The organism is Arthrobacter sp. Hor0625, assembly GCF_052567525.1.
The window spans coordinates 1908512-1925666 of record NZ_CP199586.1; the positions used below are offsets into that span (position 1 = coordinate 1908512).

The following is a 17155-nucleotide window of genomic DNA, read 5'->3' on the forward strand; positions in this document are numbered from 1 at the left end:
GCCCCGTGTTGGAAGGACCCGTCAACGATGACCACCACTGCAACAGCTCCGGAACCCACTGTCGGCACCGTCGAAATCGTCCCCAGTTTTATCCGGAACTCGTGGTGGACCCCCGACGCCGCCTCCGCAGCGGGCGCTGCGCCCGTCCGGGACGCCAGCACCGGCGAACTGCTCGCCCGGGTCAGCACCGAGGGCCTGGACCTGGCATCCGTCGTCGACTACGGCCGCGCCACCGGGCAGGCCGGGCTGGGCAAGCTGACCTTCCACCAGCGGGCGCTTAAGCTCAAGGAACTCGCCCAGTACCTGAACGACCGCCGGGACGAGTTCTATGCTCTTTCCGCCCAGACCGGCGCCACCAAGGTCGACTCCATGGTCGACATCGACGGCGGCATCGGCGTGCTGTTCACGTTCGGCTCCAAGGGCCGCCGCGAACTGCCCAACGCCCAGGTGGTGGTGGACGGGCCGATGGAGATCCTGTCCCGGGACGGTTCCTTCGCCGGTGAGCACATCTACACCCGGATCCCCGGCGTCGCCGTGCAGATCAACGCCTTTAACTTCCCGGTCTGGGGCATGCTCGAGAAGCTCGCCCCGGCCTTCATCGCCGGCGTCCCGACGATCGTCAAGCCGGCCACTCCGACCGGTTTCGTCGCCGCGGCCGTGGTCAAGGCGATCGACGAGTCCGGCATCCTGCCCGAGGGATCCCTGCAGCTGGTCTCCGGGTCGGCCCGCACCCTGCTGGACCACCTCGACTACCGCGACCTCGTGGCCTTCACCGGCTCGGCCGCCACCGCCGACACGCTCAAGTCCCACCCCAACGTGGTCAAGGGCGGCGTCCGCTTCACCTCCGAAACCGACTCGCTCAACGCCGCGATCCTGGGCCCGGACGCGGTCAAGGGAACCCCCGAATTCGATGCCTTCGTCAAGTCCCTCGTCACCGAGATGACCGCCAAGGCTGGCCAGAAGTGCACCTCGATCCGCCGCGCGATCGTGCCGCAGGAGCTCGTGTCCGACGTCGCCGCCGCCGTGGGGGAACGGATCAACGAACGCGTCGTGCTGGGCGACCCCCGGGCCGAGGGCGTCACCATGGGCGCCCTCGCCTCGCTCGAGCAGCTCGCCGACGTCCGTGCCGCCGTGCAGGCCATGCTCGACGCCGGCGGTGAACTCGCCTACGGCAGCCTCGATTCGCCGAAGGTCACCAGCGCGGACGGGACCGTCGGCGTCGTCGACGGCGGGGCGTTCATGTCGCCCGTGCTGCTGAGCTGGGCCGACCCCGAGGCCGAGACGGTGCACTCGCTCGAGGCCTTCGGACCCGTTTCGTCCCTGATCGGATACATCGACGTCGCCGATGCCGTCCGCCTTGCCGCCCGCGGCGGCGGCTCCCTGGTCGCCTCGGTCTGCACCAACGACCCCGAGGTGGCCCGTGAACTGGTGACCGGCATCGCGGCGCACCACGGCCGCGTCCTGATGCTCAACCGCGAGGACGCCCGCAGCTCCACCGGGCACGGCTCCCCGGTGCCGCACCTGGTCCACGGCGGTCCCGGCCGGGCCGGTGGCGGCGAGGAACTGGGCGGCATCCGCTCGGTCATGCACCACATGCAGCGCACCGCCATCCAGGGCTCGCCGAACATGCTGACCGCAGTTACCGGCATCTGGCACACCGGCGCGGACCGGAACTTCACCCTGGAGACCGAGGGACAGCACCCGTTCCGCAAGCCGCTGGCCACGCTGCACATCGGCGATGCCATCCGGTCGGAGCTGCGCGAGGTCACCCTGGACGAAATCACGAAGTTCGCCAACTCCACCGGCGACACGTTCTACGCCCACACCAACCAGGAGGCGGCGGAAGCCAACCCCTTCTTCCCGGGCATCGTGGCGCACGGCTACCTGCTGCTGGCCTGGGGTGCCGGATTGTTCGTGGAGCCCGCGCCGGGCCCGGTGCTGGCGAACTATGGCCTGGAGAACCTGCGATTCATCACGCCGGTCGCGGCCGGCGATTCCATCCGTGTCACCCTGACGGCCAAGAAGATCACCCCGCGCGAGACCGACGAATACGGCGAGGTGGCCTGGGACGCCGTGCTGACCAACCAGAACGACGAAATCGTGGCCACCTACGACGTCCTGACCCTCGTCGAGAAGTAACCCCACCCACCCCGGACGCTCCCCCCGCCCGTTGCGCTATCACTTGTGGCTGCCAAAACCCCGGAATGGCAACCATAAGTGATAGGGCAACCGGGGCCGGGCGGGCTCTTTCCGCCCTGCTCCGGCGTAAAATCGTGCTCGTAGGAGGTGGCGAAATGTCCCTAGTACTCAACAAAGCCACAACAGTCCTGCCAGTCGATGATGCAGCGCGTGCCCGGCATTTCTACGCGGACACCCTGGGGCTCCCGCACCGTGGCGTGGCAGATGACGGAAGCGAAATATTCGGCTCGGAGGGCGGCCCGTTGCTCCAGCTGATGCCGGTCAAGGACGGAAAACACTCAGAGCACACCACCCTGAGTTTTGAAGTCAGCGGCATCGAACGCACGGTTCAGGAAATGGAAGCCCGGGGCGTCACGTTCCAGGACTACGACCTTCCAGACCTCAAGATCGAAAACCACATCTGCACCACGGACTCTGAGAAGTGCGCCTGGTTCATGGACACCGAGCACAACATCCTCTGCGTCCACGAAAACATCACCACGGCAGCCGACTACCAGCTGTAGGCCTGTAGTCCCGGTCTCCTGTTGCCGCTTCGCTCAGCCTAGGACGCGCGGGGCTCCGGCGGGCGACGCACGCCGGACCCCGCGCAGCTTGTCAGGACTCGGCGCCGCCGTGCAGGCCGTCGTCGCTACTGTCATCCTCGCGCCCGGTGCCGCGGCCGGACTCGCTGCGGTCCGAGAGGTCCATGTTGCCGCGCGCCTCGTCCATGGTGGGGCCGCCGGCGGGAACGCTGTAAGTGTCGGGGCGGAGGCCGTGCGCCTGTTCTTCGATAAGCGCCTGCTCCTCGCTGAAGCGGATGACGTTTGCTTCGTCGCCCGCATCGCCGGGAATGTCTTCCGGGACCTTCGACGGGTCCGGAACGATGAATCCTGCAGCGGGATCTTCCTTGGGGTGACTCATGGTGCTTCCTTCCTCCGATGATGGCTTTCTACCACCGTAAACCGCGGTCGACGGAAATACCAAGCACCCTTAGTATCCGGCAAGCCCGTCAATAGGGCCCGGCCCACTCAGCGCACCGGGAAGGACCCGGCGGCTACTGGCTCAGTCCTGGGTGGGGACGTGCAGGCCGTGGAAGGCCATGGTGATGACGTCGTCGGCCAGCTTGGCGGGGGAGAGCGAGCCGCCCGGCTTGTACCACTCGACGATCGAGTTGATCGTGCCGAACAGCAGGCGGGCGACGGTGCGCGGGTCGACGTCTTGGCGCAGCGAGCCCTCGTCGCGGGCCGCAGAAATCAGGGCCGCCACCTTGTGGTCGAAGGTGCGGCGGCGTTCCAGCGCGTCGCGTTCGATCTCGGTGTTGCCGCGCAGCCGCAGCAGCAGGGTGACGAACGGCAGCCGCTCCACCAGGACCGCGATCGTCTCGCGGACCACGAACTCCAGCCGCGCCTCGGCCGAGCCCTGCTGTGCTTCGGGACGGTCCAGGATGGCTTCGAGGCCGCCCAGTGCGTGGTCAAGGGCGAGTTTCAGGAGGTCGCCCTTGGATGGCACGTGGTGGTAGATCGCGGACTTGGAAATGCCCAGGTTCTCGGCCAGAATGCCCATCGACGTGGCGTCATAGCCGTGGCGGTTAAAGACGTCGACGGCGATCAGCAGCACTGACTGCTGGTCATAGCCGGGGCGGCCGCGCTTGGTGGTGGTTGCTGTGCTGGGCATACTCGCTAGTTTCTCATGAACGGTTGGTCGGCCCGGCGGCGTGACCGGCGGCCGGACCCCGAGGGGACCGGCCGCCGGTCACGCACGCTCTAGGCCTTGGGGCGCAGGTCGTAGATGCGGCGGAGCTTGCCGTTGGAGCGCTCCAGCGAACCCGGATCAACGACGTCGACCGTGCAGGAGGAACCGACGTGGATCTTGATCTGCTGTTGCAGCACCTTCGCCGCCGACGCGCTGCTCTCGACCGAGACGGCGTCGCGGCGCTCGATCCGGACCGTCAACTGGTCCATCCGCTGGCCCTCGGGCCGGGTCAGTTCCAGCTGGAAATGCGGGCTGAGCTCCGGGATGCGCAGCGCGATCTCCTCGATCTGCGAGGGGAAGAGGTTCACGCCGCGCAGGATGATCATGTCATCGCTGCGCCCGGTGATGCGGCCCATGCGGCGGTGCGCCGGGCGGGCGGTCCCCGGCAGCAGCCGGGTCAGGTCCTTGGTGCGGTACCGGATAATCGGCAGGGCTTCCTTGGTGAGCGAGGTGAAGACCAGCTCGCCGTGCTCGCCGTCGCCGAGGACCGAGTCCACGCCCACGGCCGGGTTGAAGGCGTCGATGATCTCCGGCCGGAAGTGGTCCTCCCAGATGTGGCTCCCGTCCTGGGTTTCCACGGCCTCACCGGCGACCCCGGGCCCCATGACCTCGGAAAGGCCGTAGATGTCGCAGGCCTTGATGTTCATGGTGACCTCGAGCTCGTGGCGCATTTCCTCGGTCCACGGCTCGGCCCCGAGCACCGCGTACTTCAGCGAGGTGGAAGCCGGGTCGATGCCCTGCTTGATCATGGCATCGGCGATGGTCAGCAGGTAGGTCGGCGTAGCCAGGATGGCGTCGGGTTCGAAGTCCTGGATGAGCTGGATCTGGCGCTCGGTCTGGCCGCCGGAGATCGGGATGACCGTGCAGCCGAGGGCCTCGGCGCCAGCATGGGCGCCCAGGCCGCCGGTGAACAGGCCGTAGCCGTAGGCGTTGTGCACCTTCATGCCGGGCCGGACGCCGGAGGCGCGCAGCGAACGGGCGACGAGCTTGGCCCAGTCGGCGAGGTCCTGCTTGGTGTAGCCGACGACGGTGGCGCGGCCCGTGGTGCCGGAGCTGGCGTGGATCCGGGCGATCTCCTTCTGCGGGACCGCGAACATCCTGAACGGGTATTCCAGCCGGAGGTCTTCCTTGGTGGTGAACGGGAACTTCCCCAGGTCGGAGAGCTCGCGCAGGTCGGTGGGGTGGACGCCGGCCTCGTCAAACTTCCGCTTGTAGAGCGGGACGCGGTCGTAGGCGTAGGCCACGGTGTGCTGCAGGCGGGACAGCTGGAGGGCTTCGAGCTCGTCGCGGGAGATGGTTTCTTCGCGGTCCGGGACGGCGTCGCCGGTGGCGAGGGCAGATTCAGCGGTGGGGGTGGTCATCTGGGTCCTACGTTTCTATTTCTTGGAGATGGTGCGGCTGCGGCCGCGGAACTCGGCGATGAGTTCGCCCTGGGTGGAGCTGTCAGCGGGCAGTTCGCCCGGGACCGTGCCGGCGGCCGCGTCCGTAGCGGGCGCGGTGCCGGGGTCTGCGGCGTAGATCTGGATGTCATAGATGCCGCTGCGGCCGGCGCTCGCGCGGCGGTTCGCGACGGCGGTGAGGATCTGGCCGCGGAAGGCCGGCTTCACGAAATTGATGTCGACGCCGGACGCGACGGTGATGCTGTCGGCCTCGCCCGGGGCCGGGGTGACGGGGTTGCAGGCGAGGGCGAAGGCCGTGTCACCGAAGGCGAAAATCATCCCACCGTGGGCCATGCCGAAGCCGTTAAGCATCTCGCGGCGGAGCGGCATCCGGATGGTGGCGTGGCCGTCCTCAAGCGCCAGGACCTCGATCCCCATCCACTCGGAGGCGTAGTCGTCTTTCAGGATGGGGTGGGTCTCACCGGAAATCGTCAGTTCAGCCATGCGTCATTGCCTCCAGCTTTATTTACCGAATGTTCATTAGGTAATCCCATTCTGGTGCCCGCTGTCAAGGGGCGTAAGTATGCTGGGACACATGGCCAAAGGAATCTATGTCAGCGCGACGACGCCGGGATCCGGCAAATCCCTCATTGCCCTGGGCCTGGCGGACACCCTCCACCGGCACGCGGACCGGATCGGCTTCTTTAAGCCCGTCGTCCACGGCCGCACGGACGCGGACCCCATGGTCGCCCTGATGAAATCCCGCTTCGGGCTCGACGACGACCGGTGCCGCAGCGGCCTGACCTTCACGGAGGTGCGGGGCCTGCTCGCGGAAGGCAAACGCGAGGAGATCGATGCGCGCTGCGTCGAGATTTTCGCGGAAATGTCCCGGCACTGCGATGTGGTGATCATCGAGGGCACGGACCTGACCGGCCAGGACGCCGCCGTCGAATTCGACCTCAACGCCCGGCTCGCCAACAACCTCGCCGCACCGATGGTCGCCGTCGTCGGGGCGAAGGGCCGCACGGTGGCCGAGACCGCGGACGCCGTGGAGGTCGCGCGCAAGGAACTCCTGGCCGAACGCTGCGCCCTGCTCGCGATCATGGTCAACCGCGCCGACCCCGAGGACCTGGAGGCGATCGCCGCCGCCGTCCGCCCGGGCGCCTCCGGCCGGCCCGTCTACGTCTTCCCGGAGCTGGAGGACATCGCCCGGCCCACCACCGGTGAGGTGGCGGCCGCGCTGGGCATCGGCCAGGTGGCCGGGCTGCCCGACCTGGAGCGTGACGTGCACTCGGTCAAGGTGGCGGCCATGAACGTGGCCAACTTCCTGCACGTGCTCGACGACGGCGCGCTGGTGATCGTGCCCGGGGACCGCGCCGACGTGCTGGTGGCCTGCCTGGCCTCCTCGTTCTCGCCGGAATTCCCGGTCCCGTCGGCGCTGATCCTCTCCGGCGGGCTGGCCCCGGACCCGACGATCTACTCGCTGCTGGCCCAGGCGCCCTTCCCGATCTTCGCCGCCCCGGATGACACCTACGTAACGGCCAAGCGCGTCTCCGAAGTGCGCAGCGAGATCTGGTCCGGCCACCGCCGCAAGGTGGCCTCCGCGCTGGGCCTGTGGGCCAAGCGGGTTGACGAGGCCGAACTGCTGGAGCGCCTGCACCTGCCGCGGCCGGAACGGATGACGCCGCTGCGCTTCCTGCACGACCTGATCGAACGGGCCCGCGCCCAGCGCCGCCACATCGTCCTGCCCGAGGGGACGGACGTGCGGATCCTGCGCGCCGCGGAAATCCTGCACCGCCGCGACGTGTGCGAACTGACCGTGCTGGGCCGCGAGGCTGACGTCCGCGAGCTCGCCGCGACCCAGGGAATCGACCTGGCCGGGATCAACATCGTGGACCCGGCCACCTCGGAGCTGCGCCGGGAGTTCGCGCAGAAGTACGCGGAGCTGCGGGCGCATAAGGGCGTGGATCTGGCGAAGGCGCTCGAGGTGATGCAGGACGAGAGCTACTTCGGCACCATGATGGTCCAGCTCGGCGTGGTGGACGGGATGGTCTCCGGCGCCGCCCACACCACCGCGCACACCATCCGGCCGGCGCTGGAGTTCGTGAAGACCCGCGAGGGCGTGAAGATCGTCTCCTCGGTGTTCCTGATGCTGATGCCGGACCGGGTGCTGGTCTACGGCGACTGCGCCGTCAACCCGGAACCCAATGTCGAGCAGCTCGCGGACATCGCCCTGGCCTCGGCCGAAACCGCCGCCCAGTTCGGCGTCAAACCGCGGGTGGCCATGCTCTCCTACTCCACCGGCGGCTCCGGCGCCGGCGAGGCCGTGGACGCGGTCCGGCAGGCCACCGAACTGGTCCGTGCCCGCCGCCCCGACCTCGCGGTCGAGGGTCCCATCCAGTACGACGCTGCCGTCGACGCGGCCATTGCCGCCTCGAAGATGCCGGGCTCCTCGGTGGCCGGCCAGGCGACGGTCTTCATCTTCCCGGACCTGAACACCGGCAACAACACCTACAAGGCGGTGCAGCAGTCTTCCGGCGCGGTCGCCGTCGGGCCCGTGCTGCAGGGGCTGCGCAAGCCGGTCAATGACCTTTCCCGCGGGTGCACGGTGGACGACATCCTGAACACGGTCGCCATCACCGCGATCCAGGCCCAGTCCGCCGACCCCGTCCCGCCAGCCGCAGAACCCGACGTCCGGGCCGCGCAGCCCGTCCAGTCTCTCGAAGCCTAGGAGGCCTCCGTGCTCGTGCTCGTCATCAACTCCGGCTCGTCCTCGCTGAAGTACCAGGTCCGCGACGTGGAGGCGGGCAGTGTCCTGGCCGAGGGGCTGGTGGAACGGATCGGCATGGGCAACGGCGGCGAGGGCGACGGCCAGATCGAGGGCCCCCGCGACCACGCGGAAGCCCTCGAACAGGTCGACGGGGCGATCCACGAGGCGCTGGGCGACCGGCCCCTGGACGCCGTCGGGCACCGCGTGGTGCACGGCGGCGAGCGGTTCGCCGAACCGGTGCTGATCAACAACGAGATCACCCGCGCGATCGAGCGCCTGAACCCGCTGGCGCCGCTGCACAACCCGGCCAACGTGCTGGGCATCCGGGCGATCGCGAAGAAGTGGCCGCAGCTGCCGCAGGTGGCCGTGTTCGACACCGCCTTCCACCGCACGCTTCCCGAACACGCCTGGCGCTACGCCGTCCCGGACGAGCTGTACACCAACCACGGCATCCGGCGCTACGGCTTCCACGGCACCTCCCACGAGTACGTGGCGCACCGTTCCGCGGCGCTGCTGGATGTTCCGGAAGAGGAGCTCGACGCCGTCATCGCCCACCTGGGCAACGGCGCCTCCGTCACGGCCATCCGCGGCGGCAAGTCCATCGACACCTCGATGGGCTTCACACCGCTGGAGGGCCTCGTAATGGGCACCCGCTCGGGGGACCTTGACCCGTCCATCCTCGTCTTCCTGGGCCGTGCCGGCTGGTCCGCCGAGGACATCGACTCGATGCTCAACCGCCGGTCCGGGCTCAAAGGCCTGGCCGGAAACAACGACATGCGTTCAGTCGTCGAGGCCGCCGAGGCCGGCGACGCCCGGTCCGCGATGGCCCTTGCGGTGGCCTCCTACCGGCTCGCGAAATACATCGGCGGCTACCACGTGGCGGTCGGCGGGGCGAAGGCGCTGGTCTTCACGGCCGGGATCGGGGAAAACTCGCACCAGTTCCGCAGCCTTGTCGCCGAACGGCTGGGAGCCCTCGGCGTGGAGCTCGACGGCGGCCTGAACCGCGCCCGGTCCACGGAGCCCCGGATCATTTCCGCGCCGGAGTCGGCACTGCCCGTGCTGGTGGTCCCCACCGACGAGGAGCGCGCGATCGCCGAGGCGACTGCCGCCGTCGTCGCCGACTCCTCGGGTGCCCCGTAACCGTTTTCCGCTGCGCCTAACGGGGCTGCTGGGCCCACGCCGGCAAGGGTTCCCTGACCGAACCTGCGAGGGGAGGGGGCCGGTGGGAAGCCGTTGACGGGGTGACGGGTCCTAGGCTGGGGACATGACCGAACTGAACCTGCCCCTCCGCACGCAGCGGCTGGTGCTGCGCCGTTTCGAGGCCGGAGACCTGGACGCCTTCCACGCCTACCACTCGCTGCCGGAGACCGCCCGGTTCCTGCCCCGGGAGGCCAAGAGCTACACCCAGTCGATGGAATCCGTGGGCAAGTACGCCAATTTCGTCTTCGAGCAGGAAGGCGACTGGATCTGCCTGGCGATCCAGGCCGCGGACGCCCCCGGGCTGCTGGGCGAGGTGGTCCTCAAGTGGCTGCCGGGCCGGGGCCGAGCCGAAATCGGTTGGAGCCTGGCGCCCGAGGCCCGGGGGAAGGGCTATGCGGCGGAGGCAGCGGCCGCGGTGCTGGCGCTGGGCTTCGACGAGCTGGGCTTCCACCGCATCGACGCCAAGCTCGACGCGCTCAACACCGCCTCCGCAGCCCTGTGCGAGCGGCTCGGCATGCGCCTGGAATCAACCCAGGTCGACAAGTGGCACTACAAGGGCCAGTGGGCCACCGAGGTGGTCTACGCGATGCTGGCCGACGAATGGCAGGCCCGGCAGCCGGGGTAGGCGCGCTGGTTTAGGGGGCGCGGCCCTGACCTGTACGTTCCTGCCCAGTTACTCCGGCCCGCTGCCCGCTTTGGCGCCGCCCAGGCCCGGAATCTAGAGGTTAACTGCCGCTGTCCGGGGGTGTGGCAGCAGGTAACTGGGCTGGAGCGTCGCACCGCGCCAGATAATCCACCCCGACGGCCCGGGAGATTGCTTGGACCGGGCGGCAGACGGAGATCCCGGAAGTTTGGTGAATTGCCAAAGATGGCCGCTATGAGAGTTCCACAGCGGCCATCTTCGGCAATCGGACTTCTGCGCAGCGCTCCGGCCGTACCTGCTATCCCGGATACGTCCCCTCCCGAGTGCGTCCCAACCTACCGCTGCGCGCCTGCTCCACCGTACGGTGCCGGTGGAGCTGTGTCCGTGGGGGCCGCCGACGTCGTGACCGGCGCGGGTTCGACGGCGCCGGTGGGTGGCTGGCTGGGGTCGGGTGCGAGCGTGGGCTCCGGGGCGGTCGTCTCGCCCGGCGCAGGCACGACGGTTTCACCGGGAGCGGGCTGATCCGTGGCACCGGGCGACGGCGGCAGCGTGGCGCCGGGGGACGGGGTCGGGCCGGCTCCGGTTGAGGGCGTCGGCGCCGTGGTCGGGGTGCCGCCGCCCGGGGAGGCGCTGGGATCCGTCCGGATAATCTCCGAGATCTGGTCCTTGAAGCCGCGCAGCGTGCCCTCGATTTCCGCGAGCGGAACGTTCTGCAGGTTCCGGCCGTACTCCGCAATCTGCTGCCACAGGCTGTTCAGCTTCGACATGCCGTCTGGGCTCAGCGGACCGTCCAGGGTCAGGACCAGCTGGCTGGCGAGCGCGTAGGTGAGGCACCGGACGCAATCGTAGTTCGCGGCCGCCGAGAGGTTTTCCGGGACGATCACGTCCGCCTGGCCCACAATCAGCACCACCTGGAAGCCCACCGCGACCGCGGCGCAATCCTTACAGCTGGCAAAGGCATAGGCCTCGTTGCGGTCCCTGACGTCCTCGCCGTCCTCGGCCCAGACCAAGGCGAAGGCCACGTCGTAGACCACGGACCCGTCCGTCGTGTTGACTGCCAGGGACTGGTTGCCGCCCTCCTGCGGCGGGGCCGGCTTGTCGAAGGGAAACACCCACGACGGCGCCGCCGGCGCCGGCGCCGTCGACTCCGTTGTGCCCTGCGGGGCGGACCCCGCGCGCGGGACCAGCACCATGCTCAGCTGGGGCTGCTCGCGGGTGGGTTTCCTCGCGCCCGCCGGCCAGAGGGCCACGGTCCTGCCCGGCCGTCCCTCGGCCAGGCCGGAGGCGGTGGCGGCAGGAAAGACGGCGGTGGTGATGTCCGCCAGGGTGCCGCGCTCGTAGGGCTGGACCGGCCGGTAGGTCTCGCTGCCAGGCCACCAGGCCCAGGCGAGCCCGGCGGTGACAGCCGCGACGGCGGCCAGGGCGATGCCGCGCTGGACGGCCTTGCCCCGGGTCCGCTGCCAGAGCCCGGTCAGGACCTGCCGGCCCAGGCGGAGCAGGATGTAGCCGATGCCTAGGACGGGAAGCGCGATGCAGATGATGGCGAGCAGGCGGACGGCCGCATCGGCGAAGTCGCCGGCGGCCGCGCTCTGCGCAAGCATGGCCTGTTGCTTCCAGCCGCTGTCCCAGGCGGTGCCCAGGATCCGCGGCAGGGCCACCACCATGGACACCAGGCTGAAGAGCAGCAGGGGAACCGTCACGAGCACCCAGACAGTCACGACCGCCCGGGCCCAGGGCTTCAGGAGCTGGGCCTCGGGAGCGGTCTTCCGCCACGGAACCAGCGCCAGCAGGGTCGGCTTGATCCGCTGGAACAGGTCCGGGACGCCGGTGGCGTCGGCCAGGATGTGGTAGCCGTCGAACCGGACCATGGGCATGAGTTGGCGGACCATCTGCAGGATCTGGGTGACCACCACCAGCAGCAGCGCGTCGAAGCCGGTGGCCCACCAGATGCCCATGATTGCGACGGCGACGATGGCGTTGAAGTACAGGCCGCCCAAATCGGTGCGGAGCCGGCCCCCGCGGCCGAGCCGGTAGGAGTCGGTGACATCGGTGTAGAAGGCGGGCCACATCAGGTAGAGGCCGGTGCCCATGGCGCCGGGCGTTGCACCGCCGCGGCGCGCGGCGGCAGCATGGCCGAACTCGTGGAAACCGGCGGACAACACGGTGACTAGCAGGATCAGCAGCACCAGCCCCGGGTTGGCGAACGCCTCATGGGTGGCCGAGGCGAGACCCTTGACCAGCAGCACCCACCAGCAGGCCGCCAGGAAGGCCGCGGTGACGGCCACGACAATGAAGGGGTTGAAGAGCACCGCGAAGGGCGCGGTCAGTTTCCGGGTGCGCTCCGGATCCGTCACGGAGTAGCGGAAACGCATGCCCAGCAGCGGGTCGGCCTTCTTGACCTCCGGCTGCGAGCCGTCCGCCAGCCGCAGCAGCCCGAGCGGAAGCAGCTGGGAATCGATCAGCGTCCGGACGTTCTCCGCGGAGACCTGCTTGCCGAATTTAGCGCTGGTCTGCTCGGCGATCTCCGCCAGGCTGCGGCGGCCGTCCGCGGCCTCCAGCACGAGGTACAGCAGCCGGGTCAGTTGCAGCGTCTGGCCGTCGGCGCGCCGCACCAGCGACGGGGGTTGCTTGTAGCCGGAGCCCTTGGACTCGCCGATCAGCTCGACGCCGTCGGCGAGGGCCGGAGGCGGACCGGCGGTGCCTGCAGCCTCCGGGGCCGCGGCGGGCGCAGCCGGCGGGCCGTCCGGGGCGGACGGCCCGCCTTGCAGTGTTGTCACCCGGCGCTACTGCTGGAGGTCGGACTGCTGGTCGGCCGAGGCCTGCGCCTCGCCCTCGATGTCCTGGGTGATGATGGCGTCCTGCTGCGAGACGGCGTACGCGTTGCTGTCGATCGAGCCGATGTTGGCTGCGACGGCGGCGTCGATCGGCGCGGCGACGTTGGCGTTGGCGGCGACGGCGCCGTTGATCGGCGCGGCAATGCCGGCGTTGGCGTCGAGGTTGACGTCGACGTTGAGCAGGTTGCCGTTGAGCGCCCCGGTTGCGCCCGAGAGGGCGCCGTCCACGGCGCCGGTCGTGTCGTCGAGCGTGCCGTCGGGAAGGACGCCGCCGGTGCCGTCGACCGCCCCGTCCACGGCGCCGTCGACCGTGCCGTCCGGCAGGGCGCCGTCGAGGGTGCCGGCGTCGAGGGTCGCGCCGTCGGCGCTGCCGTCAGTGGCGGGCGCAGTATCTTCCGTGGGGGCAGGCGCGCCGGAATCAACGGCCTGGTCGATGCCGCTGTCCTGCACCGACGTGGCGTTGGCATCGGCGACGATGCCCTGGTCGATGATCACGCCCTGGTCGGACAGGGCCTGCGCGTCGGAGCCGGAGGACAGGACGTTGGCCGAGGCTGCGGCATCGATCGGCGCCGCGACGTTGGCGTTGGCCGCGACCGCGAGGTCGATCGGAGCGGCGGCCTCGATGCCGAGGTTGAGGTCGGCGTTGAGGTCCAGCACGGAGGCGACCTCCTTGTCCGGTAGCGCGGTGGCGCCCTCGGACATCAGTTCCTCGTCGGAGAGGCCGGACATTGCACTTTCGGTACCCACTGTTGACTCCCATTCCGGCACGGCTGCTGCTGCCCCCAGTGAGCAGTTAGTCCATTCCTGTGCCTAAGCAGGTCAATAGTAAGCATGATGATGATATTTGGATACCCAGGCGGGCCGTTGCGCCGTCGGCTACTCCGCTGCCGCCGACTTGAGGGCCCAAAAGGGCGGCAACGGAGCAACCGATCAGGCTACTTCAGCCCGGCCCCCGGAAGCAGCTCGGTCGCACCGAGGGCATCGGCGACGAAGGCGTAGTCCCAGGCGCGTTCCTTCCACTGCACGTAACGCCCGGACGCCCCGCCGTGGCCGCCCTCCATCTCGATCTTCATGACGATCGGCTCGCTGCCGGTCGTCAGTTCGCGCAGCCGCTGCACCCACTTCGCCGGCTCCACGTAGAGCACCCGGGTGTCGTTGAACGACGTCACCGCGGCGATCTTGGGGTAGGCGGCGGCCCGGACGTTCTCGTACGGGGTGTAAGACTTCATGTAGCTGTACACCTCCGGGTCCGTGATGGGGTTGCCCCATTCCTCCCACTCCAGCGCGGAGAGGGGAAGCTCCGGGTCCAGGATGGTGGTCAGGGCGTCCACGAAGGGTACGGCAGCGACGATCGCCGCGTACTTTTCCGGCGCCAGGTTGGCCACGGCGCCCATCAGCAGGCCGCCGGCGGAACCGCCCATGGCAGCGATCCGGGACGGGTCCACCCAGCCGGAGCCGGCCAGCCAGTCGGTGGCAGCGATGAAGTCGGTGAAGGTGTTCTTCTTGTGCAGCTTCTTGCCGTTGTCGTACCAGTGCCGGCCCAGTTCGCCGCCGCCGCGGATATGCGCGATCACGAACACAATCCCGCGGTCCAGCAGCGACAGCCGCGGGATGCCGAAGCCCGGGTCCATGCTCATTTCGTACGACCCGTAGCCGTAGGCCAGGCCGGCCGCCGTCGCATCCCGGGCCACCGAGACATGCCGGAGTACCGACAGCGGGATGCGGGTCCCGTCGGCGGCCTCAGCCCACTCCCGGGTGGCGACGTAGTCGGCGGAGGAGTAGCCGCCCAGCACGGGGCTTTCCTTGCGCAGCAGCAGTTCGCCGGCGGGCAGCTCCGCCGTCGGCAGCACAAAGTCATAGACCCGCGACGGCGTGAAGTAGGAGGTGTAGCCCATCCGGATCACCGGCGCCTCGTAGTCCGAGCCGGAAACCCCGGCCGTGTACAGCTCCTCGTCGAAGGCAGGTTCCACCGGTGCGCCCTGGTCCGGAGTGCCCAGTCCCGCCAGCGGCAGCACCTGCACGCGTTCGATCGTGTCCTTGCGGATGGAGACGACCAGGTGCGTGGCGGTGACGCCGGCGCCGTTGACGCGGACTTCGTCGGAATGCGCGACGACGGTGCGCCAGTGCTGCTCGGCGGCCGGCTTGGCGAGTTCGGCCGGGTCCACCAGGGAGACCATCGAGTTGACGGCGTCCTTGTTGTGCGTCAGCAGAATGGTCTCGGTCTTCTCCCCGTCCGGACCGGCCAGCAGGAACGGCTCGGCTTCGTAGAGGATGCGCTCGTCGCGGGAGATGACCGTGGTGAGGGCGGCGTTGGGGTCGTCGAAGCGGAGCAGCCGGGTCTCGCTGAACTCGGAGCAGCCGATGCCCAGCACCAGGTGGCGGCGGTCCGCGGAGAGCTCGAAGCCCAGCCACATGGCGACGTCGTCCTCCTGGTAAATCACCTCGTCGGCAGCCACGGGGGTGCCGAGCACGTGGGACTTGACCTGGTACGGGCGCCACGAATCGTCGACGACGGTGTAGAAGATGCGGCTGCCGTCGGGGGAGAAGGAGATGCCGTAGAAGACGTTCTCGATCACGTCCGGCAGCAGTTCGCCGGTCCGCAGGTCCTTGATCCGCAGGGTGAACCGCTCGTCGCCGGCGTTGTCCACGGCGTAGGCGTACAGGGTCCCGTCGACGGTCACCGCGGAGCCGCCGACAGCGAAGAAGGGCTTGCCCTCGGCCTCGACGTTGCCGTCCAGGAGCACTTCCTCGCCGGGGATTTCGACGCCGACCTCGACGGCGGGCGGCGTCCAGTCCGCGACCCGGTCGCCGGTGTCCTGCGCGCGGACCCGGCACTGGATGCCGTATTCCTTGCCCTCGACCGAACGGGTGTAGTACCACCAGCCGTCCTTGCGGTTGGGCACGGAGAGGTCGGTTTCCTGGGTGCGGCCCTTGATCTCCTGGAAGATGGCCTCGCGCAGCGGTTCCTGGTGCGCGGTGACGGCCTCCTGGTAGGCGTTTTCGGCCTTCAGGAGGTCCACGACCTCCGGGTTTTCCTTGTCCCGCAGCCATTCATAGTTGTCCTCGAACACGTCACCGTGGTGCGTGCGGGGGGCGGGAACCTTCTTGGCGACGGGAGGCTGCGGGGAGGGCTGCACGGGGGTCTGCGTCATGGACCCAATCTACCCAACCGGGACGCCGGTCAGTTGCCGTTTTGCAGTTTGTGGGCGGCCACGTAGTTGCTGAGCTTGTTCGCCCGGAGGGCGGCCGCGATCTCTGCGGTGGCGGCGGGATCCTTGAGCACGATCGATTGCCCGTCCGCACTGGTTCCGATCCCCGCCGTCGGCAGGGTGAAGAGCACGGCGCCGTTGGCCGGGGTGGTGTGGAAGCTGAACGCCAGCCGTGCCAGGGCGTCCAGGGTCAGGCCCGGGGTCACCGTGATGTGCGGCAGTGCGGTGGTCGCCAGCTTGCGGGCGGTGGCGCGGTCGGTCGCACCCTGCTTGACGACCTTCGCCAGCACCGCCTTGAGGAAGGTCTGCTGGTTGCGGACGCGCTGGTAGTCGCCGTCGACGAACGCCTTTCGTTCGCGGACGAAGTCCAGGGCCCGGGCGCCGTTGAGGCGGTTCACTCCGGCCGGAAACCTGACCCCCGGATCAATCGTCGACTCAAAGGGCACTTTCACGTTGACGTCGACGCCGCCGACTGCTTCCGTCAGGGCGGCGAAAGTCTGGAAATCGACCATGACGGTGTGATTGATGCGCTGGCCCAGCAGGGACTCGACGGTCCGCGTCACGAGGGGGAGGCCGCCCAGCAGCAGGCTTGAGTTGATCTTGGCCTGGCCGTGTCCGGGGATATCCACCCACAGGTCACGCATCAGGGAGATGCCGTAGGCCTGCTTCCGGTTGGCGGGGATGTGCAGGAACACGATGCTGTCCGCCAGTTGGTTGGACGGCTTGCCCGCCGCGGCGGCGGCCCGCTGGTTATCCCGGCTGTCGCTGCCCACCAGCAGGATATTCAGCGCGGTGGGCGGAGGCTCCGGCGGGGGCGTCGGTTTCGGTTTCGGCGTCGACGTCGGGGCGGCAGACGGTGCCGGGGATTTCGCCGGGGCGGGGGTCTCCGTGCGCGGCGCGAGGAGGACGACGGCGGCGGCGATGCCGGCGGTCAGCAGCAGGCCCAGCACCAGGAACAGGATCCTGCGCCGCCGTCCGGCCCGCTGCGGGTCAGGCGGCGTCCCATCGGGCGGTTCCGGCGCTTCGGGCGTGGCCATGAGCGGACCATATCACCGTGTATCAGGGCCGGGCAGGCGGACACGGCAACGATCCGGTCACGGGTTCCGGCGCGGTCAGGACCCATCGCGGGCGAACGGGCAAGCGGGCCCCGCCGTCGGCCCGGCCCCGCCGCAACCGCGGGCGCCGGTGTC

13 protein-coding genes are annotated in these 17155 nt (G+C 69.2%); 5 read left to right on the top strand and 8 right to left on the bottom strand.

The genetic code is table 11. The features are described from left to right. Window positions 1-27: 27 nt before the first annotated feature. On the top strand, window positions 28-2139 hold the full coding sequence (paaZ, locus tag ACTWLI_RS08805) for a phenylacetic acid degradation bifunctional protein PaaZ (RefSeq protein ID WP_445153542.1): 2112 nt from the start codon (window positions 28-30) through the stop codon (window positions 2137-2139). Window positions 2140-2294: 155 nt separating this feature from the next. Continuing rightward, a complete protein-coding gene (locus tag ACTWLI_RS08810; RefSeq protein ID WP_445153543.1) occupies window positions 2295-2702 on the top strand; it encodes a VOC family protein in 408 nt (135 codons plus the stop codon). A 91-nt stretch (window positions 2703-2793) separates the two neighbouring features. Here the strand turns inward: ACTWLI_RS08810 and ACTWLI_RS08815 are convergent, their stop codons facing one another. The 4 genes from ACTWLI_RS08815 to ACTWLI_RS08830 all read right to left on the bottom strand — a co-directional run bounded on the left by ACTWLI_RS08815 (window position 2794) and on the right by ACTWLI_RS08830 (window position 5813). Further along, a complete protein-coding gene (locus ACTWLI_RS08815; RefSeq protein ID WP_445153544.1) occupies window positions 2794-3099 on the bottom strand; it encodes a hypothetical protein in 306 nt (101 codons plus the stop codon). Between the two features lie 141 nt (window positions 3100-3240). Then, the gene (locus tag ACTWLI_RS08820) at window positions 3241-3852 is read right to left on the bottom strand and encodes a TetR/AcrR family transcriptional regulator (RefSeq protein WP_445153545.1); all 612 of its coding nucleotides are present in this window, start codon (window positions 3850-3852) and stop codon (window positions 3241-3243) included. Window positions 3853-3941: 89 nt separating this feature from the next. Beyond that, window positions 3942-5291 carry a phenylacetate--CoA ligase PaaK gene (gene paaK / locus ACTWLI_RS08825; protein WP_445153546.1) on the bottom strand — a complete coding sequence of 450 codons (1350 nt, stop codon included), beginning with the start codon at window positions 5289-5291 and terminating at the stop codon, window positions 3942-3944. Window positions 5292-5306: 15 nt separating this feature from the next. Then, window positions 5307-5813, bottom strand: a complete 507-nt coding sequence (locus ACTWLI_RS08830) for a hotdog fold thioesterase (protein WP_445153547.1) — start codon at window positions 5811-5813, stop codon at window positions 5307-5309. Between the two features lie 91 nt (window positions 5814-5904). Between ACTWLI_RS08830 and pta the strand changes: the two genes are divergently transcribed. The 3 genes from pta (at window position 5905) to ACTWLI_RS08845 (ending at window position 9904) form a co-directional block, all read left to right on the top strand. Next, a complete protein-coding gene (gene pta, locus ACTWLI_RS08835; RefSeq protein ID WP_445153548.1) occupies window positions 5905-8040 on the top strand; it encodes a phosphate acetyltransferase in 2136 nt (711 codons plus the stop codon). Window positions 8041-8049: 9 nt separating this feature from the next. After that, entirely contained in the window at window positions 8050-9219 is a 1170-nt protein-coding gene (locus ACTWLI_RS08840) for an acetate kinase (RefSeq protein ID WP_445153549.1), read from the top strand. Between the two features lie 124 nt (window positions 9220-9343). Continuing rightward, window positions 9344-9904: a GNAT family N-acetyltransferase gene (locus ACTWLI_RS08845; protein WP_445153550.1), complete on the top strand. Its 561-nt coding sequence runs from the start codon at window positions 9344-9346 to the stop codon at window positions 9902-9904. Window positions 9905-10257: 353 nt separating this feature from the next. Here the strand turns inward: ACTWLI_RS08845 and ACTWLI_RS08850 are convergent, their stop codons facing one another. The 4 genes from ACTWLI_RS08850 to ACTWLI_RS08865 form a co-directional block, all read right to left on the bottom strand. Next, a complete protein-coding gene (locus tag ACTWLI_RS08850) occupies window positions 10258-12699 on the bottom strand; it encodes a hypothetical protein (RefSeq protein WP_445153551.1) in 2442 nt (813 codons plus the stop codon). A gap of 6 nt (window positions 12700-12705) precedes the next feature. Continuing rightward, complete coding sequence (locus ACTWLI_RS08855; protein ID WP_445153552.1) at window positions 12706-13503, bottom strand: peptidoglycan-binding protein; 798 nt, start codon at window positions 13501-13503, stop codon at window positions 12706-12708. A 188-nt stretch (window positions 13504-13691) separates the two neighbouring features. Then, a complete protein-coding gene (locus ACTWLI_RS08860; RefSeq protein WP_445153553.1) occupies window positions 13692-15908 on the bottom strand; it encodes a S9 family peptidase in 2217 nt (738 codons plus the stop codon). Between the two features lie 29 nt (window positions 15909-15937). Further along, window positions 15938-17002, bottom strand: a complete 1065-nt coding sequence (locus ACTWLI_RS08865; RefSeq protein ID WP_445153554.1) for an LCP family protein — start codon at window positions 17000-17002, stop codon at window positions 15938-15940. Between the last annotated feature and the right edge of the window lie 153 nt (window positions 17003-17155).

What these genes read in the sequence shown, in the direction of transcription:
- paaZ (WP_445153542.1), top strand. Translation starts at nt 28, where the DNA reads ATGACCACCACTGCAACAGCTCCGGAACCCACTGTCGGCACCGTCGAA.
- ACTWLI_RS08810 (WP_445153543.1), top strand. Translation starts at nt 2,295, where the DNA reads ATGTCCCTAGTACTCAACAAAGCCACAACAGTCCTGCCAGTCGATGAT.
- ACTWLI_RS08815 (WP_445153544.1), bottom strand. Translation starts at nt 3,099, where the DNA reads ATGAGTCACCCCAAGGAAGATCCCGCTGCAGGATTCATCGTTCCGGAC.
- ACTWLI_RS08820 (WP_445153545.1), bottom strand. Translation starts at nt 3,852, where the DNA reads ATGCCCAGCACAGCAACCACCACCAAGCGCGGCCGCCCCGGCTATGAC.
- paaK (WP_445153546.1), bottom strand. Translation starts at nt 5,291, where the DNA reads ATGACCACCCCCACCGCTGAATCTGCCCTCGCCACCGGCGACGCCGTC.
- ACTWLI_RS08830 (WP_445153547.1), bottom strand. Translation starts at nt 5,813, where the DNA reads ATGGCTGAACTGACGATTTCCGGTGAGACCCACCCCATCCTGAAAGAC.
- pta (WP_445153548.1), top strand. Translation starts at nt 5,905, where the DNA reads ATGGCCAAAGGAATCTATGTCAGCGCGACGACGCCGGGATCCGGCAAA.
- ACTWLI_RS08845 (WP_445153550.1), top strand. Translation starts at nt 9,344, where the DNA reads ATGACCGAACTGAACCTGCCCCTCCGCACGCAGCGGCTGGTGCTGCGC.
- ACTWLI_RS08860 (WP_445153553.1), bottom strand. Translation starts at nt 15,908, where the DNA reads ATGACGCAGACCCCCGTGCAGCCCTCCCCGCAGCCTCCCGTCGCCAAG.
- ACTWLI_RS08865 (WP_445153554.1), bottom strand. Translation starts at nt 17,002, where the DNA reads ATGGCCACGCCCGAAGCGCCGGAACCGCCCGATGGGACGCCGCCTGAC.